This window comes from Agrobacterium sp. a22-2, from assembly GCF_012276985.1.
In the GTDB taxonomy this organism is placed as follows: Bacteria; Pseudomonadota; Alphaproteobacteria; order Rhizobiales; family Rhizobiaceae; genus Allorhizobium.
This window is the reverse complement of record NZ_JAAXMM010000017.1, coordinates 1-19,171: the sequence shown is the minus strand read 5'-3', so window position 1 is coordinate 19,171 and position 19,171 is coordinate 1. Positions and strand designations below refer to the sequence as shown.

Sequence of the window (19,171 nt, the reverse complement as noted above, 5' to 3'; positions counted from 1 at the left end):
GATGAGCGAAGCGCCGAGTGGCATGCCCGCCTATCTGCCGCCGAAGGCCCGCGGCTTCCTGGAGCCGCATCGCATCCTGCTGATGGCGATCTTTGCGGTGATCCTGTTTTGCGCCATCTGGTTCATGCGCTGGGATTGGCTGCCGAAATATCAGTGGCGCCTGGTGGCCGGCCTCTGGCAGACGCTTCTCATGCTGTTTTCGACGGCCTTTATCGGCTTCCTGCTGGCGGTGCCGATCGGGCTGGTCCAAGTCAGCGGACCGTGGCCGCTGGCCTGGCTGGCGCGGGGTTTTTGCACGCTCATACGCGGGACGCCGCTATTGCTGCAATTGTGGTTGCTCTACTACGGTCTCGGATCTGTGTTTGCGCAATATCCGGAAATCCGCTCGTCGATCTTCTGGCCCTATCTGCGCCAGGCCTGGCCCTATGGTTTTGCCGCTCTGATGCTGTCCTTTGCCGCCTATGAGGGCGAGATCATGCGCGGCGCCTTTGCCGGCGTGCCGAAGGGGGAACTGGAAGCGGCGCGTGCCTTTGGCATGGGCCGCTTCACGGTGTTCCGCCGCATCTGGCTGCCGCGCGCCGTGCATCGCGTTCTGCCGACGCTGAACGGCGAGACCGTCCTGCAGCTGAAATCGACGCCGCTGGTGGCGACGATCACCGTCATCGATCTCTATGCGGTCGTCTCCAAGATCCGGCAGGATACCTTCCTGACGTATGAGCCGCTGCTTCTGCTGGCGCTGATCTATCTTTGCCTGACCGGAATCCTCGTCATGACCTTCCGGTATTTCGAAAATCGCATTCCAACCCGTGGTGCCTGACGATGACGATGCAATTCCCTAACTCGATGCCGGACCTTGTGGCAACGCGCCGCTTTCTCCATGAAAATCCGGAGATCGGGCTTTCCGAATTCAAGACCTCGGATTTCGTGGCGCAGCAATTGCAGGACTTGGGCTATGAGGTGACGCGGGGGCTCGGCCAGACGGGTGTCGTCGCCACGCTGCGCCATGGAACAAGTGTCCGGAGCATCGGCATTCGGGCTGATTTCGATGCGCTGCCGATCCTCGAGGAAACCGGCCTCGACTATGCCAGCAAGGCGCCCGGCGTCATGCATGCCTGCGGCCATGACGGGCACACGACCATGCTTTTGGGTGCGGCAAAGATCCTGGCCGAGCGGCGTAATTTCGATGGCGTGCTGCACCTGATCTTTCAGCCGGCCGAGGAGAATTTCGGCGGCGCCAAGCTGATGATGGATGATGGGCTGTTTGAAAAATTTCCCTGCGATGCGGTCTTTGCCCTGCACAACGATCCCGGCATTCCCTTCGGTACGTTTGCGCTAAGGGAGGGACCGATCATGGCGGCGGTCGACGAATGCAAGATCACCGTCAATGGTCGCGGCGGCCATGGCGCCGAGCCGCAGGATACCGCCGATCCGATCGTCTGCGGCGCATCGATCATCATGGCGCTGCAGACCATCGTTTCGCGCAACATCCATCCGATCGATCCGAGCGTCATCACGGTGGGCGCCTTTCATGCCGGTGCGGCCAGCAATGTCATCCCCGAGCGCGCCGAAATGGTATTGAGCATCCGCTCCTTCAGCCCGGCGGTTCGCGACCAGCTCGAAAGCCGGATTCGCATGATCGCCGAAGGCCAGGCTGCCAGCTACGGCATGGGCGTCACCATCGACTACAGTCGCGGCTACAATGCGACGATCAATCATCCCGCTGAAACGGATTTCGTTCGGGATCTGGCAAGGCGCTTTGCCGGCGAAGACAAGGTCTTCGACATGGAGCGTCCGACGATGGGCAGCGAGGATTTCGCCTATATGCTGGCGGAGCGGCCGGGCAGCTATTTCTTCCTCGGCACCCAGCGAACTCCGAACGATCCGCCGCTGCACCACCCGCGCTACGATTTCAACGACGATATCCTGCCGATCGGCACCAATTTCTGGGTCGAGTTGACGGAAGCCTGGCTGGCAAAGGCCTGACATGACAATGTCCGGCAAGCCGGGCATTGACGCTTTTCAGCATGGTAGCGGAAATTCAGAGGATCAGTTATCGGCCAGCAGGCCGCTGGTCTGCAGTAGGGAGGCAAACCGGCCGCCCAACTGGCTCAGTTCCTCATAGCCGCCCTTTTCAACGATCCGGCCATGGTCGAGGAACAGCACCTGGTCGGCTTCGCGCACCGTCGACAGGCGGTGGGCGATGATGAAGGTGGTGCGATCCTTGCGCAGCCGGTCGATGGCGGCCTTGACGCGCGCCTCGGTCTCGACGTCCAGCGCGCTGGTCGCTTCGTCCAGAACCAGGATGGGCGCATCCTTCAAGATCGCCCTGGCAATCGCGATCCGCTGGCGCTCACCGCCGGACAGGCGGTTGCCGCGTTCTCCCACTTCGGTGGAAAAACCGTTGAGCCGGCTTTCGATGAATTCTGTTGCCGCGGCCGCCTCGGCCGCCTTGATGATCTCCTCATCGCTGGCATGCTCGCGGCCGATGCGAATGTTCTCGCCGATCGTACGGTTCAGGATGCCGGCATCCTGAAACACGGTTGCGATGCACTGGCGCAGCGAATTGCGCGTCACCTTGGAAATGTCGGTGCCATCGATCAGGATCTGGCCATGCTGCGGCTCATGCACGCGCTGCAAAAGGTTGATCAGCGTCGTCTTGCCGGCACCCGTCGGGCCGACGATGGCAATGGTCTGGCCCGCCTTGACCGAGAAGGACACGTCGTGGACGCCTTGTGTGGTGTTGGCGAAATCGAACGAGACATTGCGGAACTCGACGTCGCCGCGAACCTTGGTGAGTTCGGCAGCGCCCTTTGGTTCTTCGCGCTCCTGGACGGAATCTTCCAGCTGGTAGAAATCCTCGAGCTTGGCGCGGGCTTCGAAAATTTGCGTGGCGAAGGCACGCATCTGGTCGAGGCGGCCGATCAGCAGGCCGGCAAAGCCGATGAAGGCGATGATGTCGCCGACCTTCAACTCGCCCTGCTGCACCAGCATGGTGCCGATGATCAGGATGATCAGCATGGAGATGGTGGAGGCGATGCGGTTGAGGGCACTGGCGATCGCCCACCAGTCGAGCACCGGATACTGGGCGGCCAGAAGCTTCTCGGTATATTCCTTCAGGGCCCGTGTCTCGGATTCGATGCGATTGTAGCTATGGACCACCGAGACATTGCTGATCGAGTCGCTCACATGGGAAAAGACCGTGTGATAGTGTCCCTCGACCGAGGCCTGGCCTTCCTTGGTACGGCTCATCACCATCTTGCCGATGAGGATGTAGAGACCACCGAGCACCAGCAGCACGATGGTCAGGCGGACATCCATGGAGAAGGCGGTGGGGATCAGCAGGGCAAGCGCCACCGCAGTTGCCAGATGTGTGCGCATGAACTCCAGCCACAGGCCGAACAACGTCTCGCTGGCGCGCAACAGGGTATGCAGGGCGTTGGATGTGCCACGCTGGTGGTGCCAGGTCAGCGGCATGGAAATGATGCGGCCGAAGGCTTCGGTCAAAAGCGTCGCGCGGCGACCATGGGCGAGCCGGTCCGCCTCGCGGGCGACCAGCACAAAGGCAACGGTGTTGAAGACGCCAAAGCCGCCCCACAGGATGAGGATGGGCGTCACGTCGCCGCCTTCGGATATGGCGTCGATGATGCGGCCGAAAAGGATAGGCTCGGCAATGGTAATCACGGCCAGCACGATATTGGCGATGACCACCACCGTGACCTTGAACCGGTAGGCTGCCAGATAACGCAATGCCCGCATGTAGACTTGGAAGAGTGACACTTAAGACCTCGTCTTCTTATACCGGATTCTCTTCGCAGTTTGACATTTGCCGCGCTCCGACTGGCAATATGTCAAAAACCCGCGAAAATGGCCGGTAAACTGCCCTATACCTTGCGAAATCGATCCCGCAAACCGGATTCGACATCGCCAGAAAACTAATTTTTCCCTTAAAAATCATGGCGAATGCAAGATTTCGGAAAAGCGAATTAATACCCCTATAATAGGATGGGGCATTAGATATGAACGCAGCATGACCAAAAAATCGCGTGACTGCTGATTATACGGTTTGTCTTCTTTGAGACAAATAAGGGGGTATTGGTGAGCATAAATCATATTATACAGTTCTTGGTCGTGTCGAGGGCGTGTAGAACGACAGAAGAGCTGATTGCTGAGCTCGAAAAATTGCTCGAAGTATACAAGTTTGATTTTTATGGCGTCGTCCGAAACCCGAAGCCGAACGAGAATCCCATGACGCTCGTCTTGGCTGGTCGGTGGCCGGAGAAGTGGCCCGAGGTTTATATTTCCAAGAAATTCGTTTTGATCGATCCGACGGTCCGCTATCTCGGGCAAGCACAGCGCGGTTTCCGTTGGCGCGATGCCATGATGGCGTTCAGAAGCGACCCGCATGTCAAGCGCATGGGCCGGATGATGACCGAGGCGCTTCGCTACGGGCTTGAGGATGGCTATATCTTTCCGGTGCACGGGCGCAGCGGGCTGCTTGGAAACCTGACCATGGGCGGCAAGGCGATCGAGTTGTCGCCGGTCGAGATGACGCTGTTCGATGCTGTCGCCAAACAGGTGTTCTGGCGGCTGATGGAACTCAGCAGGCAGGCCGGCGAACTGGAAGCGGCAGGACAGGTCGACACCCGCATGACGCGGCGGGAGATGGAGATCCTGAACTATCTTGCCGAAGGACTGACGTCCAACGAAACAGCCAAGATCCTGGAGATCTCCAATCACACTGTCGACTGGTATGTAAACGGTATACAGGACAAGTTGAATGCAAAGAACCGGCAGCATGTCGTGGCCTTGGCATTTCGTCTTGGTCTGATCAGTTGAATGTCGTCATAATTTCTTCAAGCAGCGCTGCAGGAAATTGCGCATCGTCCGACAAACGGCTATGAAATCTCTTCGCAGACGCAGCATATCGACGTCTGCAAGATGAGGAGACCAATTTGTCTATTTCCAAGATTCTTGTTGCCAATCGATCCGAAATCGCAATCCGCGTCTTTCGTGCCGCCAATGAACTCGGAATCAAGACGGTCGCGATCTGGGCTGAAGAGGATAAGCTCGCATTGCACCGCTTCAAGGCTGATGAGAGCTATCAGGTGGGGCGCGGGCCGCATCTGGCGCGGGAACTTGGGCCGATCGAGAGCTATCTGTCCATCGACGAAGTCATACGCGTCGCAAAGCTCTCCGGTGCGGATGCCATTCATCCAGGCTATGGTCTCCTTTCGGAAAGTCCGGAATTTGTGGACGCCTGCAACGTTGCAGGTATCACGTTTATCGGTCCTCGGGCCGATACGATGCGCCGGCTCGGCAACAAGGTGGCCGCCCGCAATCTGGCGATCGAGATCGGCGTGCCTGTGGTGCCCGCCACCGAGCCGCTTCCCGACGATATGGCGGTGGTGGCTCGGATGGCCGAGGAGATCGGCTATCCGGTGATGCTGAAAGCCTCCTGGGGCGGCGGCGGGCGCGGCATGCGCGCCATCCGAGATCCGAAGGATCTCGCCAAGGAAGTGACCGAGGCCAAGCGTGAGGCGATGGCTGCCTTCGGCAAGGACGAGGTCTATCTGGAAAAGCTGGTCGAGCGGGCGCGGCATGTCGAAAGCCAGGTTCTCGGCGATACCCACGGCAATGTCGTGCATCTCTTCGAGCGCGACTGTTCCGTGCAGCGCCGTAACCAGAAGGTCGTCGAGCGCGCTCCCGCACCGTATCTCAGCGAAGAACAGCGCCAGGAACTGGCGAGCTATTCGACGCGGATTGCCAAGGCGACGAATTATGTCGGCGCCGGCACGGTCGAGTATCTGATGGATATGGACACCGGCAAGTTCTACTTCATCGAGGTCAATCCGCGTATCCAGGTCGAGCATACCGTGACCGAAGTCGTGACCGGCATCGATATCGTCAAGGCGCAGATCCATATCCTCGACGGCTGTGCCATCGGCACCCCGGAATCGGGCGTCCCGAAACAGGAAGATATCAGGCTCAACGGCCATGCCCTGCAGTGCCGCATCACCACGGAAGATCCGGAACACAATTTCATTCCCGACTACGGCCGCATCACCGCCTATCGCGGCGCCACCGGCTTCGGCATCCGGCTGGACGGCGGCACCGCCTATTCCGGCGCCGTGATCACGCGCTATTACGATCCGCTGCTGGAAAAGGTGACGGCCTGGGCGCCCTCGCCCTCGGAAACGATTGCGCGCATGGACCGTGCGCTGCGGGAATTCCGCATTCGTGGCGTCGCCACGAACCTGACCTTCCTGGAGGCCATCATCGGCCACCCGAGTTTCAAGGACAACACCTATACGACGAGGTTCATCGACAACACGCCGGAACTGTTCCAGCAGGTCAAGCGGCAGGACCGCGCCACCAAGCTCTTGACCTATCTGGCCGACGTGACCGTCAACGGCCATCCCGAAGCCAAGGGGCGTCCGAAGCCGTCCAAGGACATTGCCGAGCCGGTCGTGCCGTTCACGCCGTCCGAGATCAAGCCCGGCACCAAGCAATTGCTCGATGAACTCGGTCCGAAGAAATTCGGCGAATGGGTGCGGGCCCAGCCGCAAGTGCTGATCACCGATACCACCATGCGTGACGGCCATCAGTCGCTGCTGGCAACGCGCATGCGGACCTACGATATCGCCCGCATCGCCGGCACCTATGCCCGCGCACTTCCCAACCTGTTCTCGCTGGAATGCTGGGGCGGGGCGACCTTCGACGTGTCGATGCGCTTCCTCACCGAAGATCCATGGGAGCGTCTGGCCAGGATCCGCGAAGATGCACCGAACCTGCTGCTGCAGATGTTGCTGCGCGGCGCTAATGGTGTTGGCTACAAGAACTATCCCGACAATGTGGTGAAATACTTCGTCCGCCAGGCGGCCGTCGGCGGGATCGACCTGTTCCGGGTGTTCGACTGCCTCAATTGGGTGGAGAACATGCGCGTCGCCATGGATGCCGTGGCGGAGGAGAACAAGATCTGCGAAGCGGCGATCTGCTACACCGGCGACATCCTCAATTCGGCCCGGCCGAAATACGATCTGAAATACTACACGGCGCTTGCGGCCGAACTCGACAAGGCCGGCGCGCATATCATCGCCGTCAAGGACATGGCCGGCCTGCTGAAGCCGGCGGCGGCGCGCGTATTGTTCAAGGCGTTGCGCGAGGCGACCGACCTGCCGATCCACTTCCATACCCATGATACGTCGGGGATCGCGGCGGCCACCATCCTGGCCGCCGTCGAGGCTGGCGCGGACGTGGTCGATGCGGCGATGGATTCGCTGTCCGGCAATACATCCCAGCCCTGCCTCGGCTCGATCGTCGAAGCGCTGCGCGGCACGGATCGCGATCCGGGTCTCGATCCGCAATGGATCCGCCGCATCTCGTTCTATTGGGAGGCGGTGCGCCACCAGTACACGGCCTTCGAAAGCGATCTGAAGGGGCCGGCGTCCGAAGTCTACCTGCATGAAATGCCGGGTGGCCAGTTCACCAATCTGAAGGAGCAGGCCCGTTCGCTGGGGCTTGAGACCCGCTGGCACGAGGTGGCGCAGACCTATGCCGATGCCAACCAGATGTTCGGCGATATCGTCAAGGTGACGCCGTCGTCCAAGGTGGTCGGCGACATGGCGCTGATGATGGTCAGCCAGGACCTGACGGTGGCCGATGTGGTCAATCCGGACAAGGATGTTTCCTTCCCGGAATCGGTCGTATCGATGCTCAAGGGCGACCTGGGGCAGCCGCCGGGCGGCTGGCCGGAGGCGCTGCAGAAGAAGGCGCTCAAGGGCGAAAAGCCCTATACGGTGCGGCCCGGTTCGCTATTGGCGCCGGCCGATCTCGATGCGGAGCGCAAGGAGATCGAGGCCAAGCTGGAGCGGTCCATCAACGATTTCGAATTCGCTTCCTACCTGATGTATCCGAAGGTCTTCACGGATTACGCGCTGGCCGCCGACACCTACGGTCCGGTCAGCGTTCTGCCGACACCGGCCTATTTCTACGGGCTTGCCTCGGGCGAGGAACTCTTCGCCGATATCGAGAAGGGCAAGACGCTGGTGGTTCTCAACCAGGCGCAGGCCGAAGTCGACGAGAAGGGCATGGTCAAGGTGTTCTTCGAGATCAACGGCCAGCCGCGCCCGATCAAGGTTCCCGATCGCAACCGCGGTGCGTCCAGCGCCGTGCGCCGCAAGGCGGAGGCCGGCAACGCTGCCCATGTCGGCGCGCCGATGCCAGGCGTGATCTCGACGGTTGCCGTCACGGCTGGCCAGACGGTGAAGTCCGGCGATGTTCTGGTCTCGATCGAAGCCATGAAGATGGAAACGGCCCTGCATGCCGAAAAGGATGGCAAGATCGCCGAAGTTCTGGTGCGCACCGGCGACCAGATCGATGCCAAGGACCTGCTGATCGTTCTCGAGGCCTGAGCGAAGGCCGTTTCCGGTCTGACCTTGAAAGCCCGGCCTCTCACCCAGAGAGGCCGGGCTTTTTTCGTTGGATGACGGCGCCGTTTGTCATCAAAAATAGCGCTTGTAATATATATAAAATCATATATACGAAGATATGTAGATATAACCCTTTGGAGGTTTCCATGTCTCTCGATCGTATGGTCTTGGCATTCGCCGGCGCGATGGTGCTTCTGTCCGTCGTCCTGACCCTTTTCGTGCATCCGCTGTTCGTCTGGTTCACCGTGTTCATCGGTGCCAATATGCTGCAATCGGCCTTTACCGGTTTCTGCCCGGCAGCCATCCTGTTCAAGAAGCTCGGCATACGTCCCGGAACCGCATTCTAAAGCGGCTCAGTCTTTTAAGGAACAGATCCCATGCGTGGCTTGTCGTTCGCCCGTTCTTTCACCTTGCTTTTCCTCCTATCGAGCGTGACCAGTGCGGCTCATGCCGGTACTTTGCTTGTCGAACCGCAGACCATTGCGGAATGGAAGGCCGTCTACGGACGCGTCGAGGCGCGCGACAGCGTGCCGGCGCGGGCGCGGATCGGCGGAACGGTGATCGACCTCAAGGTGACGGAAGGCGACCAGGTCAAGGCTGGCGATGTGATCGCGTCCGTCAACGATGACAAGATCGAATTCCAGGTTGCCGCGATCGATGCCCAGTTGCTGGGTCTGCGTGCCTCCATGGATAATGCGCAATCGGAACTGGCCCGCGGCGAGGAACTGATCAAGCGCGGCGTCACGACCGCGCAGCGGCTGGATGCCCTGCGCACCCAGGTCGATGTCATCCGCAACCAGATCGCCGCCGCCGAAGCGCAGCGCTCGGTTGTCGTCCAGCAGGGCAAGGAGGGTGCCGTACTGGCACCCGTTGCCGGCACGGTTCTCAGTGTTCCCGTCACCCGCGATGCGGTCATCTTGGCGGGCGAAACCATTGCCACGATTGGCGGCGGCGGGTTCTTTCTGCGTTTGGCGATCCCCGAACGGCATGCAGACCTGCTGAAGGAAAATGCCTCGATCGAAATCGAGGGCGGCGACGGCCAGAACCGGTCCGGCCGACTGGCCAAGATCTATCCCGAGATCGACAACGGCCGGGTGGTCGCCGATGTCGAGGTGGACGATCTGCCCACGGGCTTTGTCAACAAGCGGCTGCTGGTGCGCGTGCCGGTCGGCGAACGCGATGCCCTGCTGGTGCCGTCGGCAGCGCTTGCCAGCCGTTACGGCACCGATTTCCTGACCGTCAGGCGTGGCGATGCCACGGCCGAACGCGCGGTGATCACGGCCCGGCCCATCACGATCGACGGAGTGGTCATGAGCGAAATTGTCTCGGGCCTTGCTGCCGGCGATGAGGTCGTCATTCCATGAAAAAACCTGGTCTCGGCATTGCCGGCGGCTTGACGAAAGCCTTCATCACCTCGCCATTGACACCGCTCTTCCTGTTGGCTGCCTTTGCGCTCGGGCTTCTCGCCCTGCTGACACTGCCTCGCGAAGAGGAGCCGCAGATCTCCGTGCCGATGGTCGACATCATCGTGCGCGCCGATGGCTTGAAGGCCGAGGATGCGGTCAAGTTGGTCACCGAACCGCTGGAGACCATCGTCAAGGGCATCAATGATGTCGAGCACGTCTATTCGCAGACCTCGGACGATCAGGTCATGGTCACGGCCCGCTTCATCGTCGGCACGTCGGGCGATACGGCGGTTCTGCGTATCCACGACAAGATTATGGCCAATATGGCCAGTATCCCGGTCGGTATTCCCGAACCGCTGGTGGTCGGCCGCACGATCGACGATGTGGCGATCGTCTCGCTGACCCTGACGCCGTTGATCGACAAGGGTGACGGGGTGGATGCCGCAGCCTTGACGCGCATTGCGCGCGAACTCCGGGTCGAGCTGTCGAAGATCGACGATGTCGGCCTGAGCTATCTGGTCGGCGAAACGGGCGATGCGATCCGTATTGCGCCGGACACCGAGAAGCTTGCGCTCTACGGCCTGACCCTGCAGGCGCTCTCCTCCAAGGTGACGGCGGCAAACCGCTCGTTCTCGACCGGACTTCTACGCGACAAGGGCGAGCAGATCGAGTTGATGGCCGGCGAGACCTTGGCGACGCCCGCCGAGATCGGCAACCTGCTTTTGACCACCCGCGACAATCGGCCGGTCTATGTACGCGATGTCGCCGACATTTCCTTCGTCACCGATACCAGCGAAGCGCGTGCTTCGACGGTCACCCGGAGCGAGGACGGCGCGGTGCGCCGTGTTCCAGCGGTGACGCTGGCGGTCGCCAAACGTGCCGGCTCCAATGCCGTGCTGGTGTCGGAACAGATCCTGGAGCGGATGGAACAGCTGGAGGGCACGCTTGTGCCGGACTCGATGCATGTCGAGGTGACCCGCAATTATGGCGAAACGGCCAATGAAAAGGCCAATGAACTGCTCTTGCATCTCGGTCTTGCGACCCTGTCGATCATCGCCCTCGTCTGGGTGGCCATCGGCCGCCGCGAGGCACTAGTGGTCGCGGTCGTCATTCCCGTGACCATCCTGCTGACGCTGTTTGCCGCCAATATCATGGGCTATACCCTGAACCGCGTGTCGCTGTTCGCGCTGATCTTCTCGATCGGCATCCTGGTGGATGACGCGATCGTGGTGATCGAGAATATCGCGCGCCATTGGGGCATGGGGCCGGATGTCGATCGCCGCCAGGCGGCCATCGAGGCGGTTGCCGAAGTCGGCAACCCGACGATCGTCGCGACGCTGACGGTCGTCGTCGCCCTGCTGCCGATGATGTTCGTCTCGGGCATGATGGGCCCCTATATGAGCCCGATCCCGGCCAATGCTTCGGCGGCGATGATCTTTTCCTTCTTCGTGGCCGTGCTGGTCACGCCCTGGCTGATGCTGAAGGTGGCCGGCAAGGCGCCGCTGCACCATGATGCCGATCATGCCTCCGGCGGCCTTCTCGGCCGGATCTATTCCGCCGTCGCGCGTCCGATCCTTGCGTCCAAGGCGCGCAGCTGGGCCTTCCTGCTGTTGGTCGGCGTGGCAACGCTGGGCTCTCTGGCGCTGTTCTACACCGAGGACGTCACCGTCAAGCTGCTGCCCTTCGACAACAAGTCCGAACTGCAGGTGACGATCGACCTGCCGGAAGGCTCCTCGGTCGAGGCGACCGATGCGGTGGCCCAGGCCGTGGCCAAAATCGTTCTCGATACGCCGGAAGTCATCTCCGTCCAGACCCATGCAGCGACGGCGGCGCCCTTCAATTTCAACGGGCTGGTGCGCCATGCCTATCTGCGGTCCAGCACCCATATGGGCGACGTCCAGATCAATCTGACGCCCAAGGGTGAGCGGGACCGGTCGAGCCACGCCATCGCGCTCGATCTTCGCCAGCGCCTGCTGTCGTCGGTCAAGGTTCCGGATGGCACGTCGCTCAAGGTCGTCGAGCCGCCACCGGGGCCACCCGTCATGGCGACGCTGCTGGCGGAGATCTATGGGCCGGATGCCGAAAACCGCCGGGCGACGGCCCGCAAAGTGACGGAAGCGTTCCGATCGGTGCCGTTCATCGTCGACGTGGATGACAGTTTCGGCCAACCGGCCCGGCGCCGCAGAGCAACGATCTCGACCGATGATCTCGATTTCTTCGGGGTCAGCGAGAGCGACGTCTTCGATACGCTGTCGATGCTCAACGATACGACCGTGATCGGCTATTCCCATCGCGGCGAGGGTCGTGCGCCGATCCCGATCGAGATCAGCCGGCCGAAAGGCACGAAGGTGCTGGACGAGACCTTCCTCGCGACACCGATCCCCGCCAATGTGTTGCCCGGGTCGCGCTCGGTGGTGGAACTGGGCGATGTGGTGCGCATCCGCGAAGAGCAGGCGTCCTTCCCGATCTTCCGGCACAATGGTCGCTATGCGGAAATGGTCACGGCAGAGCTTGCCGGTGCTTTCGAGGCACCGCTCTACGGCATGCTGGCGGTGCAGGAGGCGATCGATGCGATGGACTGGACGGGTCTGCAAAAGCCGGAGATCGTGCTGCATGGCCAGCCGATCGACCAGAGCAGGTCGGTTTTGCTGTGGGACGGCGAATGGGAGGTGACCTGGGTCACTTTCCGCGACATGGGCGCCGCCTTCATCGTCGCCTTGCTCGGCATCTATATTCTGGTGGTCGCGCAGTTCGGCTCGTTCAAGGTGCCGCTGGTCATCCTGACGCCGATCCCGCTGACCTTCATCGGTATCCTGACGGGCCATTGGCTGTTCGGCGCGCCGTTCTCGGCCACCTCGATGATCGGGTTCATCGCGCTTGCCGGCATCATCGTGCGCAATTCGATCCTGCTGGTCGATTTCGTCCGTCATGCCCGCACGCCGGATCGCCCCCTGACGGACGTGCTGATCGAGGCCGGAGCGATCCGCTTCAAGCCGATCCTCCTGACGGCCATCGCGGCCATGATCGGCGCTGTGGTCATCCTGACAGATCCGATCTTCCAGGGGTTGGCCATCTCGCTGCTGTTCGGTCTTGCATCGTCGACGCTGCTGACGGTCCTGGTCATTCCGGCGATCTACCGGGTGCTGCGCACCTGAGCCTAAGTCTCGTCACTGTCTGCATTCTTCTGCAGACAGTGACGGTTAACCTTAAAAGCGATCGCCGGCCCGATTGGACTTGGCGAGGGGCGTAGGTTTACGGGTCGTTTCCACATTTGCGCTAGTGTTCACTCAGATTTATAGTTTGGGGTGCAATAGTGAAGCATAATCTCCAGGTCATTTCGGCGCAGCCGGATTATCGTGCCGAACTTGAAGGCAAGCTTCGGCTGGCCCATTCCCGAATCGAAAAGGCATTTCTCGACGGTGGCGCCGTTCTGGTTTCCGTTATGGAAATTCTCAACGGTCTGGTCGATATCCTTGATCGGCTGACGGGCACGCTGGATGGACAGAAAACCGCCAGCACGATCGACGGGCTTCGCCAGACGGTTGCCGATCTGGCGACCCTGCCGCAACTGGCCGAGACGCGTCAGTCGACCTTCAACGAGATCTCCGAGATCTGCCACTCCACCTTCCAGCATGTCCAAGACATGCAGGAATCCATTCGCTACCTGCGGACCTTCGCGATCACCGTGAAGATCACCGGAGCGGGCCTTGCCGGCTTCGGCGAGTTTGCCGACGAAATTCGTGACCGTATCCAGTCGGGCGCCATGGAAGTGGACAAATTCGGCGGACAGCTGGCCCTGATGCGGTCGCAGCTCGACAAGGCCCGGACATTTTCGCAAGGCATTCGCCAGGATTTCGACGCCACCATCCCGCAGATCGTCGCCAATCTCAACCAAAGCTCCGGCCAGATCGCCAAGCAGCATGAGCAGATGGTCGCCGTCGCGGCGCAGGTCAAGGCCGTGACGCGCAACGTGCAGAACAAGATTGCCACCGTTCTGTCGGCCCTGCAAATCGGTGATATTACCCGCCAGAGGATCGAGCATATCCAGAGCGCGTTGGAAATGTTCGATACTTTCGTGTCGTCGCCGGACGGAGCGGCTCTGAACGGGGCTGAAATCGATACGTTGCAGAACGCCATCTTCCATCTTGCTCATGCGCAGCTCGACGAGACGCTGGGCGATTTCCGCCAGCAATGCCGCAGCATCTTCACCAACATTTCCAGTTTTACGGAAAATGCGACCCAGATCCTGGTGTTGCGCGATGCGTTGACCGAACAGGGCAGCGGTAAGGACCAGAATGCACTGAAGGCGATGGAAGTGGACATGCGCAATGGTTGCCAGCTGGCCAGCCGTGTTCAGGAACGCAGTCTCGATTCCGATGCGGTCGTGGGCTCCGTGACCAAGACCGCCCATGAGCTGCTGATGGGCATTGAAGTGATCCGCTCGATCAAGACGGATATTCACTACATGGCGCTGAACTCCAACCTGCGCTGCTCGCGGCTCGGCGATGAAGGCCGGTCGGTCAATGTGGTGAGCGGCGAGCTCAGAACCTTTGCCGCAAAACTCGAGACCCCGGCCGATTCGATCGTGACCGAATTGCACCGTGTCGAAACCGCCACGCAATATCTGGCAAGCGAGGCCTCGGTCGAGATCAGCAATATCGCCGGCCCGCTGCAGGATGCGCTCTCCGCCATCCAGGGCGTCGGTGCAGAGATGGAAAAAGGGCTCGGCGAATTCGCCAGCGAAGGCCAGGCGGTATTTAGCCGGATCAGTGCCGCCGTGACAAAGCTCGATTTCGAAAGCGAGCTCGGCGATGTCTTGAACGAATGTCTGTCGCTGGCCGCCGATCTCTCTCCCGGCAATGTGCCGGATCTGTCCGGCCTTGGCGAAAAGACCGCTCCCCTGTCCGCCCAGATCTTCCGGATTTATACGATGGCGCAGGAACGCGACATCCATGCGCGCTATCTGCCCTCCGGCGGCACGTCGGCCTTTGCCGAAGAAGCCCCGAAAGCCGCAATCGTCGACGACGAAGATCTCTTCGCCGACGCGCTGTTCTGAGATGGTTCGGGCCGAGGCGAGCCTCGTTCAGGCGGCCTTTTCCAGTTTGGACGTCGTGCGCTGCGCGCTATTGGCCGCCGTTCTGGTTGCCAAAGGCACCAGACGCTGCACTTCGTCGGCGAAGCTCTCGGCATTGAGGATCGCCTTGTCGAGATTGCTGACCTTGTCGGCGTCCATCATGTGCAGGAACGCCTTGAAATCGAACATGTCGCGATAGGCGGAACGCTCGATGATCGGCGTGTCGAGCACATGGACATTCTGTTCGGCCAGCAAGTGCTTGACCGCTTGCAGCGCTCGTGTCGTCACAAAGGAATTGACCCGCGACAACACGACCGAATGGGCAATGCGCAGACCGGCCTTCTTGTCGAGATAGCGCAGCAGGTCCAGCACCTGGGCACCGCCCTGGGCGTCCATCGAACTGCCCTGGATCGGAATGAGGATATGGTCGGACAGGCCGATGGCGGTCGCCAGCAGCGGTGTCTGGGCGCCGGGTAGATCGATGATCACATAGTCGCAGACGGCGCGATAGTCGTTGACCGTGCGCTGGAGCGAGGGTGCGGAGACAAATGTCTCGACCGTCAGGTTGTCCTGCGGTTCGGCAGCGTCAAACCATTTCGAGATCCAGCGTTGCGGATCCGTATCGATCAGGCAGACGCGATGACCGCGGCGCAAGAGTTCGGTTGTCAGCAGCAGCACCGCCGTTGTCTTGCCGGCCCCGCCCTTGGTATTGGCAAATGTGACGACTGGCATTTTCGATCTCCATCAGAGCACGCGAGCCGTCATCGCTCAACACCGGCACCGGCACATGGTCCCCGTGTCCATAGTTGCGAATTATGGTTAACAAGTCATGAATGCGGCGCGGCCGAAAGTTGTATCGGGCGCCGGCGTTAGCGCCGCTTGTCTTCAGCCAGAATTTCGCGGGCAATCTGGTTGAGCGGCACGATCTTGTCGACACCGCCGCGAGCAATGGCTTCCTTCGGCATGCCGAAGACGACCGAACTCGCCTCATCCTGGGCTATGGTCAAAGCGCCGGCCTGGTGCATTTCCTCCATGCCCCGCGCGCCATCGTCGCCCATTCCGGTCATGATGACACCCATGGCATTCGAGCCGGCCGAGCGGGCAGCGGAGCGAAACAGGACATCGACGGAAGGCCGGTGCCGGGACACCAGCGGCCCAGGCCGGACGGAGACCTGATAGCGGGCGCCCTGGCGCTCCAGCAGGGTATGCCGGTCACCCGGTGCGATCAGCACATGGCCGCGCAGAACCGGATCGCCGTCCTCGGCTTCCTTGATCTCCACTTCGCAGAGGCTGTTGAGGCGCTTGGCAAATGCGGCGGTGAATTTTTCCGGCATATGCTGGACAATGACCAGGCCCGGCGCATTGGCCGGCAGCTTTTCAAGCATCTCCCGCAAGGCCTCGGTGCCGCCGGTCGAGGCGCCGACACAAACGACCATTTCCGTGGTGCGGGCCATGGCCTTTCCGGTCGGCGGCGGCAGAACGGCATCGGCCGTCAGCTTGGCAGCCGGGGCAGAGGCAACGGCAAAGCGGCTGGCGGCACGGCCGGGACCCACCCGGGCATGGGCTGCGCTCTTGACGACCTCGCAGATGCGCATGGCCTGTTCGGCCAGATAGTCGGCAGCGCCGATCTTGGGCTTCAGGATGATATCGACGGCACCTGCCTCCAGCGCTTGCAGCAGGGTTTCTGAGCCGGATTCGGTGAGCGACGAACACATGACCACGGGGATCGGCCGTTGCGACATCAGCTTGCGCAGGAAGGTGATGCCGTCCATGCGCGGCATTTCCACGTCCAAGGTGATGACATCAGGGATCTCCTCCTGGATCCGCTTGGCGGCGATGAAGGGATCGGAGGCGGCGCCGAGCACCTCGATTGCCGGATCGGACTGCAGGATTGTGGTCAGCGTTTGCCGGACGCTCGCGGAGTCATCGATGATCAGGACGCGGATCTTTTTACCCATCGTGTGACGTTGTCAGTCCTTCCTGAAAATGGTGTTTGCCACCTGACGCACGGGCAGATCGATGCCCGTGACCGACTCCGAATGACCGATGAACAGATAACCTCCCGGTGCAAGATGCTTGCACAGTTGTGTCAGCACATGGGATTGCGTCTTCTTGTCAAAGTAGATCAGTACATTACGGCAGAAAATCAAATTCATGGGGTCGCCGACCTGATAGCTTTGGTCCATCAGGTTGAGCCTGCCAAATCCGACCTTGGAGCGCAAAGCCGGCGTTATCCGTACGTCCTGACGGGTCCTGTCGACGGGCTGCATGACATATTTGGCCATCAGGTCCGGTGGAACGGGCTTCAGCAGTTCGGCCTGATAGATGCCGGACCGCGCCTTGGAGAGCACTTCGGTGGACAGGTCGGTTGCCAGGATCGAGTATTCAGGACCACCTTTTTCCGCATATTCAGCCAGAACCATCGCCATCGTATAGGGCTCGGCGCCGGTCGAGCAGGCCGAACTCCAGGCCCGGATGCGTCGCACGCCGGAGGCCTTCAGTTCCGGCAGGATCACCTGTTCCATATAGGTGAAATGGTTGGGCTCGCGAAAGAAATCGGTCTTGTTGGTGGTGACGGCATCGATCAGGTAGATGCTCTCTGTTTCCAGGCCGCCATGCTTGAACAAATAGTCGCAGTAGTCGTTGAAACCATGCAGCCCGGTCGCCCGAACGCGCCGGCGCAGCCGACCCTCCAGCATCGTCATCTTGGTTTTCGGCATCTTGATGCCGCTGTAATTATAGATGTAGCTCGACAGCAGCTGAAAATTCTTGTCGCTCAGGCGCTCGTCTGCGCTCTGAGGTTTTACGGCGACACTTACACTCATACGCTCATACGCTCCTTCAGGCGACGGCCATCGACTTCTCGCCGGTTTGGAGAAGGGTATTCTCGGTATCGGAGAACAGCCGCGCCAGATCGACGATGACGACAAAATCGCCTTCGCGTCGGACAATGCCGGCAATGTAGTCCGAACGCCAGTGCACCCCGATATCCGGCGCGGTCTCGATCTGGTCACGCCGGAACGGCGTAACCTCGAAGACCTTGTCGGCGACCAGGCCGAGTGCCAGCACCCGTTCCTTGATCGGGATGTCGAGCACCAGGATGCGGGTATGCGGAGTCTTGACGGTCTTCGTCATCCCAAGCTTCAGCCGGAGATCGATGACCGGAACGCCCTGACCGCGCACGTCCCGCAGGCCCAGCAGATAGTCAGGCCCATGGGGGATCTTGAACGCGTCCTCGTGATCGAGGATTTCGCGCACCACCTCGACAGGTACGGCGAAGACTTCGTCACCGAGACTGAAGGTTACGAACTGCGATTCAAATGAGGGGTTGGCCATGATCATGCACTTTCCCGGAATTGAGCGTCATCGGAGTCTGGTCCGCCCATGGAGAGGTCAAGGGCAAAGCCCTTGACGCGCGACTGCTGGGCAGCCAGTGAGTGATCGGTGGCAGGACGGCGCGGCGCAGACGAGGCGGCCGGCGGCCGGGCGGCGGGTTTTGCCGCCGATCTCTGCGGAGAGCCGCTGGCGCGGGAGGTAGGCCGGTCAACCTTGAAGAAGGAGATCGACGTCTGCAGTTCCTCGGCCTGTGCGGCGAGTTCCTCAGATGTCGCCGACATTTCTTCCGAGGCGCCGGCATTCTGCTGGGTCACCTTGTCGAGCTGCTGGATCGCCTCGTTGATCTGCGAAGCGCCGATGTCCTGCTCGCGGCAGGCAGCGGAAATCTCGGAGACCAGTTCGGCCGTCTTGCGGATGTCAGGCACCAGGCGGTTCAACATTTCGCCGGCTTCAGTCGCGACCGTGACAGTGGTTCCTGACAGGGCCGAGATTTCGGCGGCCGCTGCCTGGCTGCGTTCGGCAAGCTTGCGCACTTCCGAGGCGACGACGGCAAAACCCTTGCCGTGTTCGCCGGCGCGGGCGGCTTCCACCGCAGCGTTGAGGGCGAGCAGGTCGGTCTGGCGGGCGATTTCCTGGACGATCGAGATCTTCTCGGCAATCGTGCGCATGGCACCGACGGCGCGGCCGACCGCCTCGCCGCTGGCTTCTGCATCCTTCGACGACTGGCGGGCGATCTTTTCGGTCTGGGCGGCGTTATCGGCATTCTGCTTGATGTTGGCGGCCATCTGTTCCATCGAGGCGGATGCCTCTTCGGCAGAGGATGCCTGTTCGGTCGCACCCTGCGACAGCTGTTCGGAGCTTGCCGACAGTTCCTGGCTGCCCGACGAGACGTTGTCGGCGGCGGCCAAAGCATCGGCAACCACGCC

Annotated in this window: 14 protein-coding genes; 8 read left to right on the top strand and 6 right to left on the bottom strand. The window is 61.0% G+C overall.

Going from position 1 to position 19,171, the window contains the following annotated elements:
* The first annotated feature begins 1 nt into the window (after position 1).
* Both HFC70_RS22470 and HFC70_RS22465 read left to right on the top strand, forming a co-directional pair.
* Positions 2–817 (top strand): ABC transporter permease, encoded by an 816-nt coding sequence (locus HFC70_RS22470; RefSeq protein WP_168475524.1) that lies wholly within the window; start codon positions 2–4, stop codon positions 815–817.
* 2 nt (positions 818–819) lie between these two features.
* The gene (locus HFC70_RS22465; RefSeq protein WP_246735916.1) at positions 820–1,983 is read left to right on the top strand and encodes a M20 aminoacylase family protein; all 1,164 of its coding nucleotides are present in this window, start codon (positions 820–822) and stop codon (positions 1,981–1,983) included.
* A 63-nt stretch (positions 1,984–2,046) separates the two neighbouring features.
* Here the strand turns inward: HFC70_RS22465 and HFC70_RS22460 are convergent, their stop codons facing one another.
* On the bottom strand, positions 2,047–3,777 hold the full coding sequence (locus tag HFC70_RS22460; RefSeq protein WP_168475523.1) for a glucan ABC transporter ATP-binding protein/ permease: 1,731 nt from the start codon (positions 3,775–3,777) through the stop codon (positions 2,047–2,049).
* 318 nt (positions 3,778–4,095) lie between these two features.
* Here HFC70_RS22460 and HFC70_RS22455 point away from each other — a divergent pair, with 318 nt between their 5' ends.
* The 6 genes from HFC70_RS22455 to HFC70_RS22430 all read left to right on the top strand — a co-directional run bounded on the left by HFC70_RS22455 (position 4,096) and on the right by HFC70_RS22430 (position 14,891).
* Complete coding sequence (locus HFC70_RS22455) at positions 4,096–4,836, top strand: LuxR family transcriptional regulator (protein WP_168475522.1); 741 nt, start codon at positions 4,096–4,098, stop codon at positions 4,834–4,836.
* A gap of 116 nt (positions 4,837–4,952) precedes the next feature.
* Complete coding sequence (pyc, locus tag HFC70_RS22450) at positions 4,953–8,411, top strand: pyruvate carboxylase (protein WP_168475521.1); 3,459 nt, start codon at positions 4,953–4,955, stop codon at positions 8,409–8,411.
* Positions 8,412–8,575: 164 nt separating this feature from the next.
* Entirely contained in the window at positions 8,576–8,776 is a 201-nt protein-coding gene (locus HFC70_RS22445) for a DUF2892 domain-containing protein (RefSeq protein WP_168475520.1), read from the top strand.
* Positions 8,777–8,806: 30 nt separating this feature from the next.
* Entirely contained in the window at positions 8,807–9,793 is a 987-nt protein-coding gene (locus tag HFC70_RS22440; RefSeq protein ID WP_168475519.1) for an efflux RND transporter periplasmic adaptor subunit, read from the top strand.
* Entirely contained in the window at positions 9,790–12,990 is a 3,201-nt protein-coding gene (locus tag HFC70_RS22435; protein ID WP_168475518.1) for an efflux RND transporter permease subunit, read from the top strand. The genes HFC70_RS22440 and HFC70_RS22435 overlap by 4 nt, the downstream gene beginning before the upstream one ends.
* Before the next feature lie 158 nt (positions 12,991–13,148).
* Complete coding sequence (locus HFC70_RS22430; protein WP_168475517.1) at positions 13,149–14,891, top strand: chemotaxis protein; 1,743 nt, start codon at positions 13,149–13,151, stop codon at positions 14,889–14,891.
* 27 nt (positions 14,892–14,918) lie between these two features.
* Here the strand turns inward: HFC70_RS22430 and HFC70_RS22425 are convergent, their stop codons facing one another.
* From HFC70_RS22425 to HFC70_RS22405, 5 genes are all read right to left on the bottom strand, one after another.
* A complete protein-coding gene (locus HFC70_RS22425) occupies positions 14,919–15,641 on the bottom strand; it encodes a ParA family protein (RefSeq protein WP_168475516.1) in 723 nt (240 codons plus the stop codon).
* 137 nt (positions 15,642–15,778) lie between these two features.
* Positions 15,779–16,867: a chemotaxis response regulator protein-glutamate methylesterase gene (locus HFC70_RS22420; RefSeq protein WP_168475515.1), complete on the bottom strand. Its 1,089-nt coding sequence runs from the start codon at positions 16,865–16,867 to the stop codon at positions 15,779–15,781.
* Positions 16,868–16,879: 12 nt separating this feature from the next.
* Positions 16,880–17,734, bottom strand: a complete 855-nt coding sequence (locus HFC70_RS22415; RefSeq protein ID WP_168475514.1) for a protein-glutamate O-methyltransferase CheR — start codon at positions 17,732–17,734, stop codon at positions 16,880–16,882.
* A 16-nt stretch (positions 17,735–17,750) separates the two neighbouring features.
* The gene (locus tag HFC70_RS22410) at positions 17,751–18,251 is read right to left on the bottom strand and encodes a chemotaxis protein CheW (protein WP_210259395.1); all 501 of its coding nucleotides are present in this window, start codon (positions 18,249–18,251) and stop codon (positions 17,751–17,753) included.
* On the bottom strand, positions 18,248–19,171 hold a 924-nt coding region (locus tag HFC70_RS22405), incomplete at its 5' end, for a methyl-accepting chemotaxis protein (protein ID WP_246735915.1). The genes HFC70_RS22410 and HFC70_RS22405, both read right to left, overlap by 4 nt.